A 21,720-nucleotide genomic window follows, 5' to 3' on the forward strand; every position below is an offset into this window, starting at 1 on the left:
TTATTAGGAAACTTTCCTATCGGTGACTGGAAAGTTAAGCCCCCGCATCAGGCCCGTCAAGGGGCTACCCGCGAGTACTCCGGGCGCCTCGACCGAAGCGTTACCCGGGGAAACGCCGACGGCCCCCGCGACGGGTGTCGCGGGGGCCGTCGGGCGGCGTGGCGGGCGGGCGGCGGCCGGGCCGCCGCCGTTCAGCGTCTCAACGTCGCCGGAACAGCGAGTGGCGGCCGGGGCGCTTCTCGTCGCCCTCCGCGCCCTCGGAGTCCTCGGCCTGCTTGCCGGAAGCGCCGGAAGAGCTGGAGGCACTGGAAGCACCGGAGGTGCTGGAGGCGTCCGGCGCCTGCGAGGCCTGCGGCGGCCGCGAGGCGTCCGGCGGGGTCGACGGGTGCGGTATCGCCGTGCTGCCGGTGGTCTCCGACGCGGGGGCCGCCGGGGCGACCGGGGCGGACACCGCCGCGGCGGAGGCGGGGGAGGTCTCGACCAGCGGCGCCTGGGCCGGGTCCGTGCTGGTGGCGTCGGAGGCCGTCGCGCTGCCGCCGGCGATCGTGATGCCCTCCGCGTCGAACGCCCGCTTGATCCGCCAGCGCAGCTCGCGCGCCACACCCGTCGCCTTGCCCGGCATGGTCTTCGCCTGCGCCCGTATCACCACCGAGTCCGCGCTCACCGTCTCCAGACCCAGGACCTGCACCGGCTCCCACAGCGCCTCGTCCCAGGGCTCCTCCTTGGCCATCTGCTCGGCGGCGGAGGTGATGACCTCCCTGGCCCGGTCCAGGTCCTCGCCGTAGCCGACCTGGATGTCGACCATCGCGGTGGCCCAGCCCTGGCTGAGGTTGCCGATCCGCTTGACCTCGCCGTTGCGCACGTACCAGATCTCGCCGTTGTCGCCGCGCAGCTTCGTCACCCGCAGGCCCACCTCGATCACGGTGCCGGAGGCGACGCCCGCGTCGATGGTGTCGCCGACGCCGTACTGGTCCTCCAGGATCATGAAGACGCCGGAGAGGAAGTCGGTGACCAGGTTGCGGGCGCCGAAGCCGACCGCGACGCCCGCCACCCCGGCGCTGGCCAGCAGCGGGGCCAGGTTGATCTGGAGCACCGACAGCACGGTCAGCGCCGCCGTGCCCAGGATCAGGAACGAGGCCACGCTGCGCAGCACCGAGCCGATGGCCTCACTGCGCTGCCTGCGCCGCTCCGCGTTGACCAGCAGCCCGCCGAGGGCGGCGCTGGCACGGGACTCCGCGGTGCGGTTCATCCGCGAGATCAGCTGGGTGATCATGCGGCGGACCATGGCCCGCAGGACGATCGCGATCGCCAGGATGAGGATGATCCGCAGGGCCGCCTCGACCCAGTTCGCCCAGTGGACCTGCACGTAGTTGGCCGCGTTGTTGGCGGACTGCTGGGCGTGGTCGAGGGTGACCTGACCGGGGTCGCCGGGGTCCGGCGAGGCGGCGGCGATCATGGACCAGGACCAGGACACGGTGGGGGACCTTCCCTCGGGACGGGGGCTTCGGGCGCGCCGTCCGGACGGGCCCGGAACGGGCCCCGGCCTGCGGACGGCCGGTCAACCACCCTAACGGGGCAATCGCCGGGCCCCCGGACGACGACCGAACGCCTCTCCGGTTACCGGGGCCGTAATGCGTGGATATAAAGAGGTGTGCGGGAAAACACCCTGAGGTCGTTACCCGGTCATGGTGGCGCCACGACCAGGAGTGCGGCGACACTGAGGGGAGATCGTCCCGGCGCGAGCCACGCGCCGCCGGCGTATTAAGGGAGGCATCCGTGCCGCATGTCCTTGTCCTCAACGCGTCGTACGAGCCGCTCGGCGTCGTACCGCTCCGCCGCGCGCTCGTTCTCGTCCTCAACAACAAGGCCGTCTGCCTTGAGGAGTCCGGCGCCCTCATGCACAGCGCGACCCGCGTACTTCCTGCGCCCAGTGTCGTAAAACTCACGAAATTCGTGCGTGTCCCGTTCCGCGGGCCCGTCCCGCTCACCCGGCGCGCGCTGTTCGCCCGGGACGGCGGGAGGTGCGCCTACTGTGGCAGCGCCGCAACCAGCGTCGACCACGTCATCCCGCGCAGCCGGGGCGGCCAGCACTCCTGGGAGAACGTGGTGGCGGCCTGCCGCCGCTGCAACCACGTCAAGGCCGACCGGCACGTCGCGGAACTCGGCTGGCGCCTGCGCCATCAGCCCGCCCCGCCCTCCGGCCTGGCCTGGCGCATCATCGGCACCGGCCATAGGGACCCGCGATGGCTGCCATACCTGCAAGCGTATGGCGCCGAGGACGCCATGGCCCGGATCGACGGCATCTCCGCCTGACATCCGGGCCTTCGTGTAGGTACGCGCAGCACGCCTTCCGGAGGCACACCCGCGGTGGGGAGCCGGGCCGCACGGCCCGGCTCCCCACCGCGTGCGCCCGCGCCTACGCGCCCACCTCGCCGTCGATCGCCTCGCGCAGGAAGTCGGCGTGCCCGTTGTGCCGCGCGTACTCCAGCAGCACGTGGACCATCGCCAGGCGCAACGAGACCTCCTCGCCCCAGCGCGGCTGGAGCCCGCGCGCGTCCAGCGTCGCCGCCGCGCGCTCGACACGGCGGGAGACCTCCACCTCGGCCCGCCAGGCGGCGAACGCCTCGTCACGGGTCGACGCGCTCGCGTCGTACGCCGCCTGGAAGTCCACCTCCTTCGACCACACCATCGGTGCGTCGTCGTCCTCGAAGACCCGGCGGAACCAGGCCCGCTCGACCTCGGCCATGTGCCGCACCAGCCCCAGCAGGGTCAGCGTGGACGGCGGGCACGAACGGGTGCGCAGCGCCTCGTCGTCCAGCGCCGCGCACTTCATCTCCAGCGTCGCCCGGTGGAAGTCGAGGAACGCGCGCAGCGTCTCGCGTTCGCCGCCGAGGTGCGGTGGGCCGGTACGAAGGTCGGGGATCACGCCGGAAGCCAACCACATCCGGCCCGAAATCCCCCTCCCGAGTGCCGAGTTCCCCCAATCCACGGGCGCCCGGCGGTGGGCTTCGGGCACAGTCGGTACATGAGCGGCTACAGCAGCGGTGGGCCCGGCGGTTTCGAGGACAGCGTGCCCGCCTACCTGACGATCCGGGTCACCCCGCTGAACGGCCCGATCGCGGCCTTCGCGGAGCAGGAGGCATGGCAGGCCAGGGAGCGCTATCCGCGGGTGATGGGCGTCGGCGCGCCGGAGTTCTTCTGGGCCCGCGAGCACGACGCCGGCGGGTGGGAGCTGTCGGAGTTCGGCGCCGACGCCCCGCAGCAGGCCCGCGACTCGCTGGGCTCGCACTTCCGCATGCGGTCGCAGGCCGCGGAGCAGGAGGACGACGCCGGGGCCGCCCGGCAGTGGATGGCCGCCGCGCTGCGCATGGACCGCGAGGTGGTCGACGAACTGGAGGTGCGCGGCGAGCGGTTCAGGATCGTGCGGGCCTCGCACTTCGTGCGCATGGGTCCGAGCGGTCCCGAGCCGCCGCGCCCGTCCGACCCCGACCCGGGCGAGGTCGGCGACGGCGACCGGGCGCACCGCGGCACGCAGGGCTTCGTCGTGGACCCGTTCACCGGCACCGGCCTGTCGGACGGGCTGCTCAAGCTGGACCTGATGCGCTTCGTCGGCGTCGTGCGCGGCGCGCCGCCCGAGGTGTCCCGGGACGCCAGGCGTGCGGCCGAGGAGTATCCGGGCGGGGTGCTGCTGCCCGCCGTCTTCGCGCTGTCCGAGCGGGTCGACGGCGAGTGGCGCAGTCACCACCCCGGTGTCACGTACGCCACCCCGCAGGGCGCGCGGGACGGCCTGGCGTCCTGGCTGCGGGTGATGGCGCCGTTCAGCATGCGCCTGGACGACGAGGAACGGGCCGTCTACGCGGCCGCCGCCGACCGGCTGGACGACAAGCGCGCCAACGTCGCCACCGTCGCGGGCCGCCGCTTCCGGGTCACCCGGGTCGAGCGGATGGTCCGCATCGGCCCGGACGGCCCCGAGGGACCGCGCCCCTCGGACTTCGACCCGGAACCGCCCATCGAGGTCCACGTCCGGCAGCTGAAGGCGGCGGGGGAGTGGAAGGACGAGGACGAGCCCCTCGAACTGGACGCCCGCACCCTGGAGTTGAAGGCGCTGTGGGAGCAGGAGGAGGCGCGCAGGGCCGCAGCGATCGAGAAGCGGGACCGCGAACGCGAGGAACGGCGCGAGCGCGGACCGGATGCCTGAGGGCCCGCGGGCCTGACAGCGCGCTGACACCGCGGGCGTCCCCGGGCCGGCGTCCGTCAGCCCGCGGTCAGCCCGCTGTCAGCGGCCCGGGGGAGGTTGGACGCGTACCGCCCGGACGAACTGAAACGGAGCAGTCCCATGGCCGTCAGCACCCGCGTCCTGATCTCGGGATCCGGCATCGCCGGATCCTCCCTCGCCCACTGGCTCTCCCGCCACGGCGGCTTCGAGGTGACCGTCGTCGAGCGCGCCCCCGCCTTCCGGCCCGGCGGCCAGGCCATCGACGTACGCGGGCCCGCCCTGGAAGTCGCCGAACGGATGGGAATACTGCCGCGGTTGCGGGAGCACGCCACCGACATGCGCGGGATGTCGATGGTCGACGGCTCCGGCCGCGAGATCTATCGCAGCACCGAACACACGCTCACCGGCGGCGAGTTGGCGAGCCCCGACGTCGAGATCATGCGCGACGACCTGAACGAGATCATCCAGCGGGCCCGCCCGGACGGCGTCGCCTACCGGTACGGCGACTCCGTGACCGCCCTCGACGACCGGGGCGAGGACGGGGTGCGCGTCGAGTTCCGCGAGGCGCCGCCGGAGACCTACGACCTGGTCGTCGGCGCCGACGGGCTGCACTCGGCGGTGCGCGCGGCCGCGTTCGGGCCGGAGCGTGACGTCATCCGCCACCTCGGCAGCTACCTGGCCGTCTTCACCGCTCCCAACTTCCTGGACCTGGACCGCTGGCAGGTCTTCTGCCGGGCCGGGGCCCCCGGCGCCGAGGTGTTCGGCGGCGTCATGAGCGCCCGGGGCAACGCCGAGTCGCGGGTCTACCTCGGCTTCGAGAGCGCGCAGCCGCTGGAGTACGACGTGCGGGACGTCACCGCGCAGCGGCGGCTGGTCGCCGAGCGGGTGACCGGGGCGGGCTGGGAGTTCGACCGCGCTGTGAAGTACCTGTGGGACGCGGCGGACTTCCACTTCGACTCCATGAGCCAGATCCACCTGGACCATTGGTCGCGCGGCCGGGTGGTGCTGCTAGGCGACGCGGGCTACTGCGGCTCGCCGATGTCGGGCCAGGGCACCAGCATGGCCATGGTCGGCGCGTACGTCCTGGCGGGCGAACTGAAGGCGGCGGCGGGCGACCACCGGGCCGCGTTCGCCGCGTACGAAAGGGAGTTGCGCGAGTACGTCGCCGACAACCAGGCGATCGCGCTGACCAGCCGGGAGCGGATGGCGGCCCGGGTGGACGGCACGGCGGACGCCGCCCTCGACCTGCCCCGCCTGGAGGACGTCGTCCACAACCTGCGGCTCAAGGACTACTGAGGGCCGCGGGGGATCACCGGCCACCCCTGAGGGCCGTCAGCGGCGTAGGGTCGGCTCATGGCGGAACCCCACGAGCTGACCCTGCTGGAACAGGCCGCCGCCGTACGGCACGGCGAGATCTCCGCGGTCGCGCTGACCGAGCACTACCTCGCCCGGATCGAGCGCTTCGACGCCGCCGTGGGCGCGTACCTCACCGTCACCGCCGACCTGGCGCTGGAGCAGGCCGCGGGGGCCGACCGGCTGCGCGCGGCGGGCGGACCGCTCCCGCCGCTGCTGGGCGTGCCGGTGCCGGTCAAGGACCTGACGCCGGTCGCCGGGGTCCGTTTCACCTCCGGGTCCGCCGCCTTCGCGGACCGCGTGACGCACGCGAGCGCCCGGGTCCCCGAGCTGCTGCGCGAGGCGGGCACGGTGATGGTCGGCAAGACCAACACCCCCGAGTTCGGACTTCCCGCGTACACCGAGAGCCGCGTCGGGCCGCCCGCGCGCACGCCGTACGACACGAGCCGCGGCGCCGGAGGTTCCAGCGGGGGCGCCGCGGCGGCGGTGGCGGCCCGGCTCGCCCCGGCGGCGGTCGGCAGCGACGGCGGCGGCTCGATCCGCATCCCGGCGAGCTGCTGCGGCCTGGTCGGGCTCAAGCCCAGCCGGGGCCGGGTCAGCCCCGCCCCGCGCGGCGACGTCAGCGGCCTCGCCACGGACGGCCCGCTGGCCCGCACCGTCCGGGACGCCGCCGCGCTGCTGGACGTCGTCGCGGCGCGGGTGCCGGGCGACCCGTGGCCCGCGGGCAGGCAGGACCGGCTCTTCCTCGACTGGTGCGGCACGCGCCCGCGCCGCCTGACGATCGGCCGCTGGTCGGACCCCGACCCGGCCGGGGTCGCGGTGGACCCCGAGGTGCTCGCGGCCTGCGACCGCGCGGCCGCGCTCCTCGAAGACCTGGGCCACGAGGTCCGCGAGATCCCGCAGCCGCTCGCCCCCGGCGACCGCGACGCGTTCACGCCGGTGTGGTCGGTGCTCGCCGCCCTCACCCCGGTGCCGAAGCGGGACGAGGCGCTGCTGATGCCGATGACCCGCTGGCTGCGCGAGCGCGGTGAGGCGGTGACCGGCGTCGAGTACGCGCGGGCGCTGGGCGCGATGCAGGCGATCGGGCGGAAGTTCGCCACCGCGATCGACGGCTACGACGCCGTGCTCACCCCGACGCTCGCCCAACTCCCGCAGCCCGTGGGCGCGTTGCGGAACGACGCGGACCCGGAGGCGGACTTCGCGGCGCAGACCGCGTTCACGCCCTTCACCGCGCCGTGGAACATCGCCGGACTGCCCGCCGTGTCGCTGCCGCTGGGCTGGTCGCGCGACGGCCTGCCGATCGGCGTGATGCTGGGCGCCCGGCACGACGAGGAGGGCCCGCTGCTGGCACTGGCCGCGCAGCTGGAGGAGGCGGCGCCGTGGGCGGACCGCGCGGTGCCGGAGGGGTTCGCGTAGCGGCCGGACCCGGGTCGCACGAGGCGGCGCCCGGCCGGTGGGATGGCGCCCGACCGTACGCTCAACTGGCGTTGATATGACCTTCCGTGTGCGGGCGGTCGCGTGCGGTGAGTATGGGATGCGCTCGCGGACAGTGGGTAGGGCTCAGATGTCCGGCTGTCCCGACCGATCCCCCACCGGAGGAACTCCGTGCCCGTCCCAGCCGATCTTCTGCTGTCCGCCTTCTCCGAGTGCGACTGCGGCTTCGAGGAGCCGCTGACCTCGGAGCCGGCGATGGCGGAGGACGTCCCGCTCACCAGCGAACCCCCGCTCGCCGTCGAACCGGCGCTGACCAGCGAGCCCACCGCCGTGGTCGGCGTCGGCGCCGAAGGCTGAGCGGACCGCGATGGGCGGACCCGAGCGGCCGGACCGGGCGTCCGGCCCGGTGGCTGGTGACGCTCTGCGGCGACTGGCCGCCGCGCACGGAGTACAGACCCGGTACGAGACCACCCCCGGCATCACCGTCGACGCCCCCGAAGCGGGCGTCGTCGCCGCGTTGCGGGCCCTGGGCGTCGACGCGTCCGGTCCCGACGCGGTCGCCCGGGCGCTGGCCCGCCACGAGGAACTGCTCGCGGCGAGGCTCCTGCCGCCCTGCGTCGTCCTGCGCGAGGGCGCGCCGCTCAAGCCGGACGTGCCCGAGGGCACCGCGCTCACCGTCGAGCTGGAGGACGGCGCCACCGCGACCGCCCCGGGGCCGCTGCCGCTCGGCTACCACCGGCTGCGGGCCCGCGCCACGGACGGCCGGGAGGCCGACGCCGCCCTGATCGTGGTGCCCGAACGACTGCCGGGGCCGCCCCGGCGCGGCTTCGGGTTCATGGTCCAGCTGTACTCGCTGCTGTCGGACCGCTCGTGGGGCATGGGCGACCTCGGCGACCTGGCGGAACTCGCCGGGTGGGCCGGACGCACGCTCGGTGCCGACTTCCTCACCGTCAACCCGCTGCACAGCGCCGTCCCCGCCGCCGACGGCGCGGCCACCGACCCGTCCCCGTACCGCCCCTCCACCCGGCACTTCCCCGACCCGGTCTACTTGCGCGTGCGGGACGTGCCCGAGTACGCCTACCTGCCCGCCGCCGCCCGCGCCCGGGTGGACGAACTGCTGGAGCGGGCGGGCGAGTTGCGGCGCGCGGTGCTGGAGGACGACGCGCTCATCGACCGGGACGCGGTGTGGCGGCTCAAGCGCGAGGCGCTGGACGCCGTGCGCGAGGTGCCGCTGCCGCCCGGCCGCCGCGCCGCGTACTGCGACTTCCTGGCGGCGCGCGGCCGGGAGCTGGAGGACCACGCCACCTGGAGCGCGTTCGCCGAACTCCACGGCCCCGACTGGCGCTCCTGGCCCGGGGACCTGCGCGACCCGCGCTCGGCCGGCACCGAATGGGCCCGCGCCCGGGTGCTGGACCGGGTGGACTTCCACTCCTGGCTGGCCTGGCTCACCGACGAACAGCTCGCCCGCGCCTCGCGCGCCGCCGAGGACGCCGGGATGGCCGTCGGCATCGTCCACGACCTCGCGGTGGGCGTGCACCCCGACGGCTCCGACGCGTGGGCCGGGCAGGACGTGCTCGCCCCCGGCATGTCGGTCGGCGCCCCGCCGGACGCCTTCAACCCGCTCGGCCAGGACTGGGCCCTGCCGCCGTGGCGCCCCGACGCGCTGGCCGCCGCCGGGTACGCGCCCTACCGGCAGCTGCTGCGGTCGGTGCTGCGCCGGGCCCGGGGCCTGCGGGTGGACCACGTGATGGGGCTGTTCCGGCTGTGGTGGGTGCCTGCGGGCCGCCCGCCCTCCGAGGGCGTCTACGTGCGCTACGACGCCGAGGCGATGCTGGGCGTGCTGGCGCTGGAGGCGCACCGGGCCGGCGCGGTGGTCATCGGCGAGGACCTGGGCACCGTCGAGCCCGGTGTCCGCGAACGCCTCGCGGAACGTGGCGTGCTGGGCACCTCCGTGCTGTGGTTCGAACGCGGCGGGGAGGGCTCCGGGCCGCCGCTGCCGCCGGAGCGCTGGCGCGCCGACTGCCTGGCCACCGTCACCACGCACGACCTGCCCAGCACCGCGTCCCGCCTGACCGGCGACCACGTGGGGCTGCGCCACCGGCTGGGCCTGCTGACCCGCCCGCTGGAGCAGGAACGCGCCGCCGACGCGGCCGACGTCACCGAGTGGCTGGAACTGCTGCGCGCCGAGGGGCTGCTGCCGGAGGGACCGGACGACGAGGAGGGCGCCATCAAGGCGGTGCACCGCTTCCTGGTGCGCACCCCCGCCCGGATGGTCGGCGTCTGGCTGCCCGACGCGGTCGGCGACCGGCGCCCGCAGAACGTCCCCGGCACCTCCGACGCCTACCCCAACTGGCGGCTGCCGGTCGCGGACGGCCGCGGCCACCCGGTCACGCTGGAGCGGCTGGTGTCCTGCGAGCGGCTGTACGCCCTGGTGGACGAGGTGCGCCGGGGTCTCGAACAGCCCGCGGCGGGCCGTTAGCTCCGCTAACGAGGACCCCGGGCGCGCGGGCCCGACGAGCCTTCGCTACGTTTGGACCGTGGTCAACAAGAACGCTCTGCGCGCCGGCACCCTCGCGGCCGGTACGGCACTGATGATGCTGCTGTCGTCCCCCGCCTTCGCGACGGGCGGCGACGACCCCGGCCCCGGTCTGAGCATCGGCCAGACCCTCGGGCTCTACGTGGGCATTCCCGTCGCCCTCTTCGTGATCATCGCCGGTCTGGTCATCGTGACCGACAAGTCGCGCAAGAAGCCGCAGGACTGAGCCCGCGGGACTGAGTGGTCCCCGGGCTCGCCCGACGCGCTCGGGCGCCCTCGCGAACGACGAAGGCGCCCGGGACCGGCCCCCTCAGTGGGGGGTCGGCTCCCGGGCGCCTTCACGCGTGTCCGCGACCCGGTGGTCAGGCCCGCTCGCCCGCCGCCCGGTCGGCGGCGGCGGCCCGCAGGGCGCGCTCGACGCCCGCGCGCTCCTCGGTCACCAGCCGCCGCAGTGCCGCGCCGGGCCCGGCGGAGGCCAGCCAGGCGTCGGTCGCCTCCAGCGTCCCCGGCGCCACCTGGAGCGTCGGGTAGAGCCGGACGGCGATCTGCTGGGCCAGCTCGTGCGAACGCGACTCCCACACGCCCTTGAGCGCGGCGAAGTAGCGGTCCGCGTACGGCGCGATCAGGTCGCGCTGGTCGGCCTGGACGAAGCCGTCGATCACGGCCTCCTGCACCGCGTTCGGCAGCGGCTCCGCGGCCTCCACGACCGCCGCCCACGCCGCGGCCTTCGCCTGCTCGGTGGGGATCGCCGCACGGCAGGTCGCCGCGTGCCGCTCACCGGCGGCGGTGGCGTCCCGGGCCAGTTCCGCGTCGATCGCGGCCCCGTCGGCCCTGCCGGTCGCCGCGAGCCGCTCCAGCAGCGCCCAGCGCAGCTCGTCGTCGACCACGAGGCCGTCCACGCTCGCCGAGCCGTCCAGCAGGCCCGCCAGCAGGTCCAGCTGCTCGTCGGTGCGGGCGGTGGCGGCCAGCGCGCGGGCCCAGGCCAGCTGGTGGTCGCCGCCCGGGGTGGCCGCGCGCAGCCCCTCGACCGTCGCCTCGCTCCACCGGGCGAGCCCGGCCGGACGCCACGCGGGATCCGCGTACAGGTCGAGCGCCAGCTTCGCCTGCCGGTGCAGCGACTGCACCACGCCGATGTCGGTCTCCCTGCCGATGCCGGACAGCACCAGGTCCAGGTAGTCGCGGGCGGGCAGTTCGCCGTCGCGGGTCATGTCCCACGCCGACGCCCAGCTCAGGGCGCGCGGCAGCGACTCGGTGAAGTCCGCGATGTGCTCGGTGACCACCGCGAGCGACTCCGGGTCCAGGCGGACCTTGGCGTACGACAGGTCGTCGTCGTTGAGCAGGACGACCGCCGGACGGGCCTTGCCCGCGAACTGCGGCACCTCGGTCAGCTCACCGTCCACGTCCAGCTCGACGCGATCGGTGCGCACCAGACGGCCGTCCCGCAGGTCGTACGCGCCGATCGCGATGCGGTGCGGGCGCAGCACCGGCTCGCCCTGCGCGCCCTCCGGCAGCGCGGGCGCCTCCTGCCGCACCGCGAGCGAGGCGATCGTGCCGTCGTCGGCAAGGGTGATCTCGGGCCGCAGCACGTTGATGCCCGCGGTCTCCAGCCACGCCTGCGACCACGCCTTCAGGTCGCGGCCCGAGGTCTCCTCCAGCGCGCCCAGCAGGTCGGTCAGCCGGGTGTTGCTCCAGGCGTGCCGCTTGAAGTAGGTCTGCACGCCGCGGAAGAACGCGTCCTCGCCGACGTAGGCCACCAGCTGCTTGAGGACGGAGGCGCCCTTGGCGTACGTGATGCCGTCGAAGTTGACGAGCACGTCGTCCAGGTCGCGGATCTCGGCCATGATCGGGTGGGTGGACGGCAGCTGGTCCTGCCGGTACGCCCAGGTCTTCATGGAGTTGGCGAACGTCGTCCACGAGTGCGGCCAGCGGCTGCCGGGCGCGGCGGCCTGGCAGGCGATGGAGGTGTAGGTGGCGAACGACTCGTTCAGCCACAGGTCGTTCCACCACTCCATGGTGACCAGATCGCCGAACCACATGTGGGCCAGCTCGTGCAGGATGGTCTCGGCGCGCAGCTCGTACGACGCGTCGGTCACCTTGGACCGGAAGACGTACTGGTCGCGGATGGTCACCGCGCCCGCGTTCTCCATCGCGCCCGCGTTGAACTCCGGCACGAACAGCTGGTCGTACTTGGCGAACGGGTAGTCGTGGTCGAACTTCTCCTGGAACCAGTCGAAGCCCTGCCGGGTGACCTCGAAGATCGCGTCGGCGTCCAGGTGTTCCGCGAGCGAGGGGCGGCAGTACAGCCCCAGCGGCACGCTGCGGCCCTCGCCCTCCCAGGTGCTGTGCACGGCGTGGTAGGGACCGGCGATCAGCGCGGTGATGTACGAGGAGATGCGCGGCGTCGCCTCGAACGTCCACACCCCGTCCACCGGCTCGGGCGTCGGGGAGTTGGACACCACCGTCCAGCCCGCCGGGGCCTTCACGGTGAACTGGAAGGACGCCTTGAGGTCCGGCTGCTCGAAGGAGGCGAACACCCGGCGGGCGTCCGGCACCTCGAACTGCGTGTAGAGGTAGGTCTCCTTGTCCACCGGGTCCACGAACCGGTGCAGGCCCTCGCCGCTGTTGGTGTACGCGCAGTCGGCGACGACCGTCAGCTCGTTGCGGCCCTCGCGCAGCGACGGCAGGGCGATGCGGCTGTCGGCGAACACCTCGGCCGGGTCGAGGGACGCGCCGTTGAGCGTGACCTCGGCGACGCCCGGCGCGACCAGGTCGATGAAGGTCTCCGCGCCCGCCTCGGAACTGTCGAAGCGCACCACGGTGACCGAGCGGAACGTGCCGCCCTCCTTGGCCCCGCTCAGATCCAGATCGACCGCGTAGGAGTCGACGGTCAGCAGGTGCGCCCTGCGGCGCGCCTCGTCACGGGTGAGGTTGGTACCCGGCACGTGTGAGCTCCTTCTGGGAGTGTGCTGTGATCGTCCGATCGGTGGACTGTGGCGCCATCCTGCCACGCGCCCCGGCCGGGCCGACCTGCGCGCCCTCGGGCGCCGTCACTCCCCGCCGGGCCTCACCGGGGCAGCACCGCCACGTACCCGTGCGGTCGGCGGTCGGCCGCCGACAGCAGCGCGGTGCGCACCACCGCCGCCTGCGTCTCCAGCGAGGTCCGCAGCTTCTTCGGGGTGGTGCGGACCACCTCGATGCCGAGCCGGTCCAGGTGCTCCCGGGCGCGCCGGGCCTGCGTCCACAGCTGCGGGTCGTCGTGCCGGGGCGCGCGGGCGTCCAGCTCCAGGGCGACCGCGTGGTCCGGCCAGTAGGCGTCGACGCTGCCCAGGTACGGGCCGCCGGGCAGCCTGAGGTCGACGTTCCACACCGGGTCGGGCAGGCCGTAGCGGCGCACCATCTCGTACAGCCTGCTCTCCGCGATCGCGCGGCCTTCGGCGAGCAGCGCGTCGACCGCGTTCACCACGTGCGGGCGGTCCAGCAGCCGTGCGGTGTTCAACTCCCGTACCACGGCGGCCGGTTCGCAGTCGCCGGTGCGCACCGCCTCGGTGAGCAGGGCCCGTACCGCCCGCGCGTCGTCCAGCACCGCGACGGCGTCGGCCACCGCCCGGGCCACCGGGGCGCACGGCAGCCCCGCGACGTGCCGCGCACGGGGCAGGGTGTGCGCCCTGCGGACCCGGACCTCCCCGGTGTCCTTGACCTTCCGCCCCCGGCTCACCAGCACGTCCACCTGGTTCAGCGCCTCCAGCGGCGGCACCCCGGTGAAGCCGTGCAGGGCCAGCGCGGCGAGACCGGTGACCATCGCGTCGCCGCCGCCCTCCTGCCCCTTCGGCGGCAGGCCCGCGTACAGCAGCGCGGCGTGCACGCGCTCCTCGCCGGAGGCGGGGCCCGCGTGCAGCAGGAAGACGTCCGGCAGGACCTGCTGCCAGGGCCCGCCGGGGCGGCAGCGCTCCTGGAGGACCGCCGCGGGGACGCCGTGGGCGCGCAGTTCGCGGGCGGTCATCACCCTGCGGCGGGTGCGCTCCAGGTGAACGAGGGGACGGGGACCGAGTGGTGTGGCGTCGTGGCTCATGCCCTCGCGATTCCCGCCAACTCCCCGGGCTTTAACCGCCGTTACGATCCCGTCGACAAACCGGGACGGTTCAGGGCTAAAGTACGCGCGTTCGATGGCCGACAATGCGCACCGTCAACTCCGGTCGCCGATCCACCCGTTCGCGGTAGCGAGGGCGGGCCGCCTCGCCGCCCGCCCTCCGGCCCCTCGCTACGCCCCCGCCTGCGCGTCGCACTCCTGCGCCCGCAGCGCCCGGGCCAGGTCGTCGCGGCCCTCCGCCACCAGCCGGCGCAACGCCGCCGGGGCGTCCGCGTGCCCGGCCAGCCACGCGTCGGCCGCGTCCAGCGTGCCGGGGTGCGCCTGGAACTCGGGGAACAGGCCGCGCACGACGGCCATCCCGATCTCGATCGACCGGCTCGCCCACACGTCCGCGATCGCCTCGAAGTAGCGCGGCGCGTACGGCGCCAGCAGCTCCCGCTGCCCCGGCTGGGCGAAGCCCGCGATGGTGGCCTCCACCAGCGCGTTGGACAACGTGTCGGTCTCCACCACGTCGTGCCACGCCGCCGCCTTCACCTCGGCGGACGGCCGCGCGGCCAGGCAGCGCACCTGGTGGCGCTTGCCGGAGGCGGTGTCGTCGCGGGCCAGTTCTGCGGCCACCTCGGCCTCCCCGGCGACCCCCTCGGCGACCAGCGGCTCCAGGAACGCCCAGCGCAGCTCCTGGTCCACGTCGAGCCCGTCGACGACCGAGCCGCCGTCCAGCAGCCCGGACAGCAGCCGCAGGTCCTGCGCGGAGCCGGCCACCGACGCGAAGAAGCGGGCCCACGCCAGCTGGTGGCCGCTGCCCGGCTCGGCCGCCCGCAGCTCGCGCAGCGCGCCCTCGGCGACCAGCCGGGCGCCCTCGGCCCGCCAGTCGGGCGCCGCGTAGTGGTCGAGGGCGACGTGCGCCCAGGAGTGCAGCATCTGGAGCACCCCGATGTCCGACTCGCGTCCCGCGAAGCGCAGCAGCATGCCCAGGTACTCCCGCGCGGGCAGCAGCCCGTCCCGGGTGAGGTTCCACAGCGCCGACCACACCAGCGCCCGGGCCATCGGGTCGGCCAGGTCGCCCAGGTGGTCGCGGAGGGTGTCGAGCGAGGTCTCGTCGAAGCGCACCTTGCAGTACGTCAGGTCCTCGTCGTTGAGGAGGATCAGCTCCGGCCGCTCGGCACCGGCCAGTTCGGTGATCACGGTGCGCTCGCCCGCAACGTCCGCCTCGGCGCGGGCGTAGCGCTCCAGCGCGCCGCTCGCCCCGCGCCGGTACAGGCCGATCGCGACCCGGTGCGGGCGCAGCGTCGGGTGGTCTTCCGACGCGCCCTGGAGCACGGCGAGTTCGGCGATCCGGCCGTGCGCGTCGTCGTAGACCGCCTCAGGCGTGAGCGAGTTGACGCCCGCCGTCTGCAACCAGGCCCGCGACCAGGCGGCCATGTCACGTCCGGAGGTCTCCGCCAGCACCGACAGCAGGTCCTCCAGCCGGGTGTTGCCGAAGGCGTGCCGCTTGAAGTACCGGCGGCTGCCCTCCAGGAACGCGTCCCGCCCGACGTAGGCGACCAGTTGCTTGAGGACGGAGGCGCCCTTGGCGTAGGTGATGCCGTCGAAGTTGAGCTTGGCGTCCTGGAGGTCGTGGATGTCGGCGGTGACCGGGTGGGTGGACGGCAGCTGGTCGGCGCGGTAGGCCCACGCCTTGCGGCGGTTGGCGAAGGTGATCCAGCCGCCGGTGAACCGGGTCGCCTCGACCTGCGAGAAGGCGCCCATGAAGTCGGCGAACGACTCCTTGAGCCACAGGTCGTCCCACCACTTCGGGGTCACCAGGTCGCCGAACCACATGTGCGCCATCTCGTGCAGGATGACGTTGGCCCGGCTCTCGTACGACGACCGCGTGACCTTGCCGCGGAAGACGAACTCCTCGCGGAAGGTGACCAGGCCCGGGTTCTCCATCGCGCCGATGTTGTACTCCGGCACGAACGCCTGGTCGTACTTGCCCCACGGGTAGGGGTAGTCGAAGTGGTCGTGGAAGAAGTCCAGGCCCTGCCTGGTGACGGTGAAGATGTCGTCGGCGTCGAAGTGCTTCGCCAGCGACCTGCGGCACAGGGCGCCGAGCGGGACCCGCAGGCGGGTGCCGTCGGCGAACTCCCGCGTGTACTCGTCGCGTTCGACGTGGTACGGACCGGCGACGACCGCCGTGATGTACGTGGACATCGGCTCGGTGGTGACGAACCGCCAGGTCGCCGCGTCGGTGCCGACCGGCTCGGCCGCGCCCTCCTGCTCGCCGTTGCCCAGCACCGTCCAGGTCGCCGGGGCGGTCACGGTGAGGGTGAACGGCGCCTTGAGGTCGGGCTGTTCGAAGTTCGCGAAGACCCGGCGGGAGTCGGCGGGCTCGTACTGCGTGTAGAGGTAGACCTCGCCGTCCTCGGGGTCGGCGAACCGGTGCAGCCCCTCGCCCGTCCTGCTGTACGCGCAACGGGCTTCCACTGTCAGCTCGTTGGTCGCGGCCAGGTCGTCCAGCGTGATCCGCGCGCCGTCGAAGACCTCGGCCGGGTCCAGCTCGCGCCCGTTGAGCGTCACCGTCTCCACGGAAGGGGCGATCAGGTCGACGAACGTGGACTCGCCGGGCCGCGCGCAGCCGAACCTGACGGTGGTCACCGACCGGAAGGCGGGCTCGTCCAGCCGGACGGCCGAGCGCAGGTCGAGCTCCACCTCGTAGCCGTCCACGCGGATCAGCCCGGCCCGCTCGTGGGCCTCGTCGCGGGTCAGGTTCTCGCCGGGCACGGTGACTCCTTCGTCTTCGCTGGCGGTCGCTGTGGTGCGTACGGCGGGGTGCGCCGTGGTTCCTTCAGGGCTCTGAAGGAATCGCATCATCGCATGCGGCACTGATCAGCGGTATGCAGGGAATGTGGGCCCGGTCACGCGCGTTGCACCCGTCGGACGTGACGACTCACTGGGAGAGACCGTGACCGAGAAGACCCCTGCCGACTTCTGGTTCGACCCGCTGTGCCCCTGGGCCTGGATGACCTCGCGCTGGATGCTGGAGGTGGAGAAGGTCCGGCCGGTGCAGGTGCGCTGGCACGTGATGAGCCTGGCGGTGCTCAACGAGCCGCGTCTCGACGAACTGCCGGAGAAGTACCGCGAGGGGATGAAGCAGGCCTGGGGCCCGGTGCGGGTGTGCGTCGCGGCCGAGCAGAAGTACGGCTCCGACGTCCTCGGCCCGCTCTACACGGCGCTCGGCACCCGCTTCCACAACCGGCAGGAGCCCAAGACCAGGGAGACGCTGGTCGCCGCCCTGGAGGAGGCCGGACTGCCGGCCGACCTGGCGGACGCCGCCGAGTCGGACGCCTACGACACCGAGCTGCGCGCCTCGCACGAGGCGGGCATCAGCCTGGTCGGCACCGAGGTCGGCACCCCGGTCATCGCGGTGCCCGGCTCGGACGGCGAGCAGATCGCGTTCTTCGGCCCCGTCGTCACCCCCGCCCCGAAGGGCGAGCAGGCCGCCCGGCTGTGGGACGGCACGCTGATGGTCGCCTCGATCCCGGGCTTCTACGAGATCAAGCGGACCAGGACCGAAGGCCCGATCTTCGACTGATCTCAGCCCCGGCGGCCCGCGCGCTGCCGCAGGTAGCCGGCCGCGGCGAGCGCCAGCGTCGCGCCACCGGTGAAGTACAGCTGGGTACGGGTGTCGGGCTGGCGCGCCATCAGCACCAGCACCACGCCGATGCCCACCAGCGCGGCCCAGGTCAGGTACGGGTAGGCCCACATCCGCACCACCAACCGGTGCGGCTCCTCCCGCTCCAGCCGCCGCCGGGTGCGCAGTTGGGCCACCGCGATGAACGCCCAGACCACCAGCACCGCCGCACCCACCATGTTCAGCAGCCAGCTGAAGACGGTCGTGGGCCACCAGTAGCTCAGCAGCACCGCCAGGAAACCGAAGGCGGAGGAGGCCACCACCGCGCGCCGCGGCACCCCGCCGGAGGTGCGCCGCAGCGCCCGCGGTCCCTGCCCCCGGTCGACCAGCGAGTACGCCATCCGCGAGGCGCCGTAGATGTTGGCGTTCATCGCGGACATCAGCGCGACGAGGATGACCACGTCCATCACCCGGCCCGCGCCCGGGATGCCGAGGTGGTCGAGCACCGCGACGTACGGGCCGTGGCCGACGACCGCCGGGTCGTTCCACGGGATCAGCGTCACGATGACGGCCATCGAGCCCACGTAGAACACCGCGATCCGCCACATCGCGGTGCGCACCGCGCGCCCCACCCCGGCCACCGGGTCCCGCGACTCCGCCGCCGCGATGGTGACCGTCTCCAGCCCGCCGTACGCGAAGACCGACGCCAGCAGTCCGACGATCAGCCCGTTCGCCCCCTTCGGCAGGAATCCGCCGTCGCCGGTGAGGTCGGCGGCGCCGGGGGCGTGGGTGCCGGGCAGCACGCCGCAGATCGCCAGCACGCACACGATCAGGAAGAGCGAGATCGCCGCGATCTTCAGGGCGGCGAACCAGAACTCGAACTCGCCGAAGTTGCTGACGGCCGCCAGGTTGGAGCCGCAGAAGACGGCCATCAGGACCGCCACCCACAGCCAGGACGGCGTGCCCGGCAGCCAGCCGCTGATGATCCCGGCCGCGCCGATCGCCTCCACCGCCACGCCCACGCACAGCAGCACCCAGAACAGCCAGCCCACCGCGAACCCGGCCCACGGCCCGATCGCGCGCTCGGCGTGCACCGAGAACGAACCGGACGCCGGACGTGCCGCCGACATCTCGCCCAGCATCCGCATCACCAGCATGACCAGCAGCCCGGAGATCGCGTAGGCGACGACGATGGACGGCCCGGCCGCGGCGATGCCCGCGCCGGAGCCGACGAACAGCCCGGCGCCGATCACGCCGCCGAGCGCGATCATCGACAGGTGCCGCTGCTTGAGCCCGTGTCCGAGGCGTTCGCCCGCAACCGGTCCGGTCGCCGGGGTCGTCTCGGTGGGCCCGGGTATCCGCTTCAAAGCTCGATCCGTCCAGGGGGTCGGGGGCGGTTCGGGACCGCCACAGTCTGCGGGACGGCACCGCCCGGCAGGCCGTCCGGTTCGCTATCCGGACACTTCGTTGACGCAATGTGTCCGGAACGTCGTCAGGCGTTGACCACCACTCGCAGTGGTGGCGGAACGCGGCGTGACCTGCCGGGATGACCGGATGTTTGTACGGATGTCACCAAGTCGCCCGAGCGGCCTTGTGGCCGACTGACCGTGTCCCGCTCAAGCGCGCCGGGTTACGGTCACCTGGTCCGACCCGTACCTCGCCCGACCGGAGACCCGATGACCACCGCCACCGCAGCCGCCCGCCCCGGAACGGTCCTCGCCGACCTGCTCCCCGCCTCCACCGACGCCCGCGCCCGGCTGCGGGACGCCGCGCTGGTGGCCGGTGGCGCCGCGCTCACCGGGCTCGCCGCGCAGTTGTCCGTGCACGTCCCCGGCTCCCCGGTCCCGGTGACCGGCCAGACCTTCGCCGCGCTGCTGGTCGGCACCGCGCTCGGGGCCCGGCGCGGCATGCTCTCGCTGCTGCTGTACGCGGTCGCGGGCGTCGCGGGCGTGCCGTGGTTCGCCGGGGGTGCCTCGGGCGCCGCGGGCGTCAGCTTCGGCTACGTGCTCGGCATGGTGCTGGCCTCCGCCGCGGTCGGCGCGCTGGCCCGGCGCGGCGCCGACCGCTCGGTCCTGCGCACCGCGGGCGTGATGGTGCTGGGCGAGGCGATCATCTACGCGGTCGGCGTGCCGTACCTCGCGGTCGCCGCCCACCTGTCGGCGACCCAGGCGATCGCCGAGGGCCTGACCCCGTTCCTGCTGGGCGACGCGGTGAAGGCGGCGCTGGCCATGGGCGCGCTGCCGGCCGTCTGGAAGCTGCTGGAGCGCCGCGGGCAGTGAGCCACGGCGGCGAGCGGTAGGCCGCACGACGCGGAAGGGCCCCGGAGGAGACGATCCTCCGGGGCCCTTCGCCGTCGTTCAGGGGTGGTCAGTCCTGCGGCGCCCGCTTGCGTATCCGGTCCCGCACCAGCGCCACGACGAGCACGATCGCAGCGGCCAGCAGCGACATGATCATCTGATCGCGGCCGCTGGAGTCGGTGAACATGTAGCCGATCACGAACAGGATCAGCGCGATCGTCGCCCAGGTCAGGTACGGGTAGCCCCACATCCGCACGGTCAGCCGCTCCGGCGACTCCCGCTCGATGATCCGCCGCATCCGCAGCTGAGAGAAGCAGATGACCAGCCACACGAACAGCGCGACCGCGCCGGAGGAGTTCAGCAGGAACTGGAAGACCGAGTCCGGATAGGCGTAGTCGAAGAAGACCGCGACGAAGCCGAAGACCACCGACGACAGGATCGCCACCGCGGGCACACCGCGCGAGGTGGTCTTGGTGAACGCCCGCGGCGCGTCTCCGCGCCCACCGAGCGAGAACGCCATCCGGGAGGCCGTGTAGAGCCCTGAGTTGAGGCAGGAGAGCACCGCGGTCAGCACGATCACGTTCATCGCCTGACCGGCGTGCGCGATCCCGATGTGGTCCAGCACCGCCACGTACGGGCTCTTGGCGACCGCCGGGCTGTCCCACGGCAGCACGCTGACGATGATCAGGATCGAGCCCAGGTAGAACACCGCGATCCGCCAGATCACGCTGTTGGTGGCCTTGCTGACCGCCTTGCGCGGGTCGGGCGACTCGCCCGCGGCGAGCGTGACGATCTCGCTGCCCATGAAGGAGAAGACCACCAGCAGCACACCGGTGAGCACCGCGCCCGGGCCCTTGGGGAAGAAGCCGTGGTGGCCGGTGAGGTTGGTCATCCCGACCGCGTGGTCGTGCGCGCCCGGCAGCACGCCGAACGCGGCCAGACCGCCCAGCACCACGAACGCGGCGATCGCCACGACCTTGATACCGGCGAACCAGAACTCGAACTCGCCGTAGGAGGCGACCGAGAAGAGGTTGGTGGCGGTCAGCACGAACATCACGATCAGCGCCCACGCCCACTGCGGCACCGCCGACACCCAGCCGTGCAGGATGCCCGCACCCGCGGTCGCCTCGACCGCCAGCACCACCACCCAGAAGAACCAGTACAGCCAGCCGATGGTGAACCCGGCCCAGCGGCCGAGCGCCCGGTCGGCGTACGCGGAGAACGAACCGGAGACCGGGTGGGCCGCGGCCATCTCGCCCAGCATCCGCATCACCAGGACGACCAACGCGCCCACCAGCGCGTAGGACAGCAGGATCGCCGGGCCCGCGGCCGCGATGCCCGCGCCCGAACCCACGAACAGGCCGGCGCCGATCACCCCGCCGATGGCGATCATGGACAGGTGGCGGTTCTTCAGTCCGGCCTGGAGGCCGTGCCCGGTGGGGGCGGAAGCGGCGGTTCCGGGGTGACCGGAGTCCAGGCCGTCCTTTGTTACGGGTGGCTGCGCGCCCATGCGCCGTTTCCTTCTCTCTCGGGTCACGAGTTCAGGCATGGAATCGCAGGCACGACCGCGAATGGAATACCTGTGTCCGAATCGTTGCGTCCACTACCCGTTTGCGTCACCGGTATGTGCGGAGGGTGTCGTGGGGGTCCGCGCGGGGCCCCTGGGGCGCATGACAGACTGCACACATGCGCGTGTACCTCGGCTCCGACCATGCCGGTTACGAACTCAAGAACCACCTCGTCGAATGGCTGAGGGACGCCGGCCACGAGCCGGTCGACTGCGGCCCGCACGTCTACGACGCCGACGACGACTACCCGCCGTTCTGCCTGCGCGCCGCCGAGCGCACCGCGGCGGACGACGACGGCGCCCTCGGCATCGTGATCGGCGGCTCCGGCAACGGCGAGGCCATCGCCGCCAACAAGGTCAAGGGGGTGCGCGCCGCCCTCGCCTGGAGCGAGCAGACCGCCGCCCTCGGCCGCGAGCACAACAACGCCAACGTGGTCAGCATCGGCGCCCGCATGCACACCACCGAGGAGGCGGTGCGCTTCGTGGAGGTCTTCCTCGACACCGCGTTCTCCGAGGGCGAGCGGCACATCCGCCGCATCGACATGCTCAGCTCCTACGAGCTGACCGGCAAGCTCCCCGAGATCCCGGCGCACCACCCGCAACAGGACTGAGCGGCG

The 21,720-nt window shown here is 73.4% G+C and carries 17 protein-coding genes; 10 read left to right on the forward strand and 7 right to left on the reverse strand.

The genetic code is table 11. The features are described from left to right. Nucleotides 1–199 precede the first annotated feature (199 nt). Nucleotides 200–1,474 carry a mechanosensitive ion channel family protein gene (locus tag K7472_RS16865; RefSeq protein ID WP_308013952.1) on the reverse strand — a complete coding sequence of 425 codons (1,275 nt, stop codon included), beginning with the start codon at nucleotides 1,472–1,474 and terminating at the stop codon, nucleotides 200–202. A 302-nt stretch (nucleotides 1,475–1,776) separates the two neighbouring features. Here K7472_RS16865 and K7472_RS16870 point away from each other — a divergent pair, with 302 nt between their 5' ends. Next, nucleotides 1,777–2,313 carry an HNH endonuclease gene (locus tag K7472_RS16870; protein ID WP_222978785.1) on the forward strand — a complete coding sequence of 179 codons (537 nt, stop codon included), beginning with the start codon at nucleotides 1,777–1,779 and terminating at the stop codon, nucleotides 2,311–2,313. A 103-nt stretch (nucleotides 2,314–2,416) separates the two neighbouring features. Here K7472_RS16870 and K7472_RS16875 read toward each other — a convergent pair whose 3' ends face one another. Beyond that, on the reverse strand, nucleotides 2,417–2,926 hold the full coding sequence (locus tag K7472_RS16875) for a DinB family protein (RefSeq protein ID WP_222978787.1): 510 nt from the start codon (nucleotides 2,924–2,926) through the stop codon (nucleotides 2,417–2,419). Nucleotides 2,927–3,025: 99 nt separating this feature from the next. On the opposite strand from K7472_RS16875, the gene K7472_RS16880 reads away from it, so the two are divergent. The 6 genes from K7472_RS16880 to K7472_RS16905 all read left to right on the forward strand — a co-directional run bounded on the left by K7472_RS16880 (nucleotide 3,026) and on the right by K7472_RS16905 (nucleotide 9,765). Continuing rightward, on the forward strand, nucleotides 3,026–4,198 hold the full coding sequence (locus K7472_RS16880; protein WP_222978789.1) for a DUF5954 family protein: 1,173 nt from the start codon (nucleotides 3,026–3,028) through the stop codon (nucleotides 4,196–4,198). Between the two features lie 138 nt (nucleotides 4,199–4,336). Further along, nucleotides 4,337–5,512, forward strand: a complete 1,176-nt coding sequence (locus K7472_RS16885; protein ID WP_222978791.1) for an FAD-dependent monooxygenase — start codon at nucleotides 4,337–4,339, stop codon at nucleotides 5,510–5,512. Nucleotides 5,513–5,569: 57 nt separating this feature from the next. Then, nucleotides 5,570–6,985 carry an amidase gene (locus K7472_RS16890; protein WP_222978794.1) on the forward strand — a complete coding sequence of 472 codons (1,416 nt, stop codon included), beginning with the start codon at nucleotides 5,570–5,572 and terminating at the stop codon, nucleotides 6,983–6,985. Between the two features lie 189 nt (nucleotides 6,986–7,174). Next, the gene (locus K7472_RS16895) at nucleotides 7,175–7,360 is read left to right on the forward strand and encodes a hypothetical protein (protein WP_222978796.1); all 186 of its coding nucleotides are present in this window, start codon (nucleotides 7,175–7,177) and stop codon (nucleotides 7,358–7,360) included. A gap of 10 nt (nucleotides 7,361–7,370) precedes the next feature. After that, on the forward strand, nucleotides 7,371–9,482 hold the full coding sequence (gene malQ / locus K7472_RS16900; protein ID WP_222978798.1) for a 4-alpha-glucanotransferase: 2,112 nt from the start codon (nucleotides 7,371–7,373) through the stop codon (nucleotides 9,480–9,482). Nucleotides 9,483–9,540: 58 nt separating this feature from the next. Continuing rightward, on the forward strand, nucleotides 9,541–9,765 hold the full coding sequence (locus K7472_RS16905) for a hypothetical protein (RefSeq protein WP_222978800.1): 225 nt from the start codon (nucleotides 9,541–9,543) through the stop codon (nucleotides 9,763–9,765). Nucleotides 9,766–9,901: 136 nt separating this feature from the next. On the opposite strand, the gene pepN (K7472_RS16910) is transcribed toward K7472_RS16905, so the two are convergent. From pepN (K7472_RS16910) to pepN (K7472_RS16920), 3 genes are all read right to left on the reverse strand, one after another. Further along, nucleotides 9,902–12,481 carry an aminopeptidase N gene (gene pepN / locus K7472_RS16910; protein ID WP_222978802.1) on the reverse strand — a complete coding sequence of 860 codons (2,580 nt, stop codon included), beginning with the start codon at nucleotides 12,479–12,481 and terminating at the stop codon, nucleotides 9,902–9,904. Nucleotides 12,482–12,603: 122 nt separating this feature from the next. Beyond that, on the reverse strand, nucleotides 12,604–13,608 hold the full coding sequence (locus tag K7472_RS16915) for a hypothetical protein (RefSeq protein WP_222978805.1): 1,005 nt from the start codon (nucleotides 13,606–13,608) through the stop codon (nucleotides 12,604–12,606). Between the two features lie 189 nt (nucleotides 13,609–13,797). Next, nucleotides 13,798–16,389 carry an aminopeptidase N gene (gene pepN, locus K7472_RS16920; RefSeq protein ID WP_222978806.1) on the reverse strand — a complete coding sequence of 864 codons (2,592 nt, stop codon included), beginning with the start codon at nucleotides 16,387–16,389 and terminating at the stop codon, nucleotides 13,798–13,800. Between the two features lie 181 nt (nucleotides 16,390–16,570). Here pepN (K7472_RS16920) and K7472_RS16925 point away from each other — a divergent pair, with 181 nt between their 5' ends. After that, nucleotides 16,571–17,200 (forward strand): DsbA family oxidoreductase, encoded by a 630-nt coding sequence (locus tag K7472_RS16925; RefSeq protein ID WP_222978807.1) that lies wholly within the window; start codon nucleotides 16,571–16,573, stop codon nucleotides 17,198–17,200. A 2-nt stretch (nucleotides 17,201–17,202) separates the two neighbouring features. On the opposite strand, the gene K7472_RS16930 is transcribed toward K7472_RS16925, so the two are convergent. Next, nucleotides 17,203–18,510, reverse strand: a complete 1,308-nt coding sequence (locus K7472_RS16930; protein WP_222978915.1) for an amino acid permease — start codon at nucleotides 18,508–18,510, stop codon at nucleotides 17,203–17,205. A gap of 405 nt (nucleotides 18,511–18,915) precedes the next feature. Between K7472_RS16930 and K7472_RS16935 the strand changes: the two genes are divergently transcribed. Further along, nucleotides 18,916–19,518 (forward strand): biotin transporter BioY, encoded by a 603-nt coding sequence (locus K7472_RS16935; RefSeq protein WP_222978808.1) that lies wholly within the window; start codon nucleotides 18,916–18,918, stop codon nucleotides 19,516–19,518. An 88-nt stretch (nucleotides 19,519–19,606) separates the two neighbouring features. Here K7472_RS16935 and K7472_RS16940 read toward each other — a convergent pair whose 3' ends face one another. Next, nucleotides 19,607–21,046, reverse strand: a complete 1,440-nt coding sequence (locus tag K7472_RS16940; protein ID WP_222978810.1) for an amino acid permease — start codon at nucleotides 21,044–21,046, stop codon at nucleotides 19,607–19,609. A gap of 176 nt (nucleotides 21,047–21,222) precedes the next feature. On the opposite strand from K7472_RS16940, the gene K7472_RS16945 reads away from it, so the two are divergent. Next, complete coding sequence (locus K7472_RS16945; protein WP_222978813.1) at nucleotides 21,223–21,714, forward strand: ribose-5-phosphate isomerase; 492 nt, start codon at nucleotides 21,223–21,225, stop codon at nucleotides 21,712–21,714. The last annotated feature ends 6 nt before the right edge of the window (nucleotides 21,715–21,720 follow it).

It is taken from the genome of Streptantibioticus parmotrematis, assembly GCF_019890615.1.
In the GTDB taxonomy this organism is placed as follows: domain Bacteria; phylum Actinomycetota; class Actinomycetes; order Streptomycetales; family Streptomycetaceae; genus Streptantibioticus_D; species Streptantibioticus_D parmotrematis.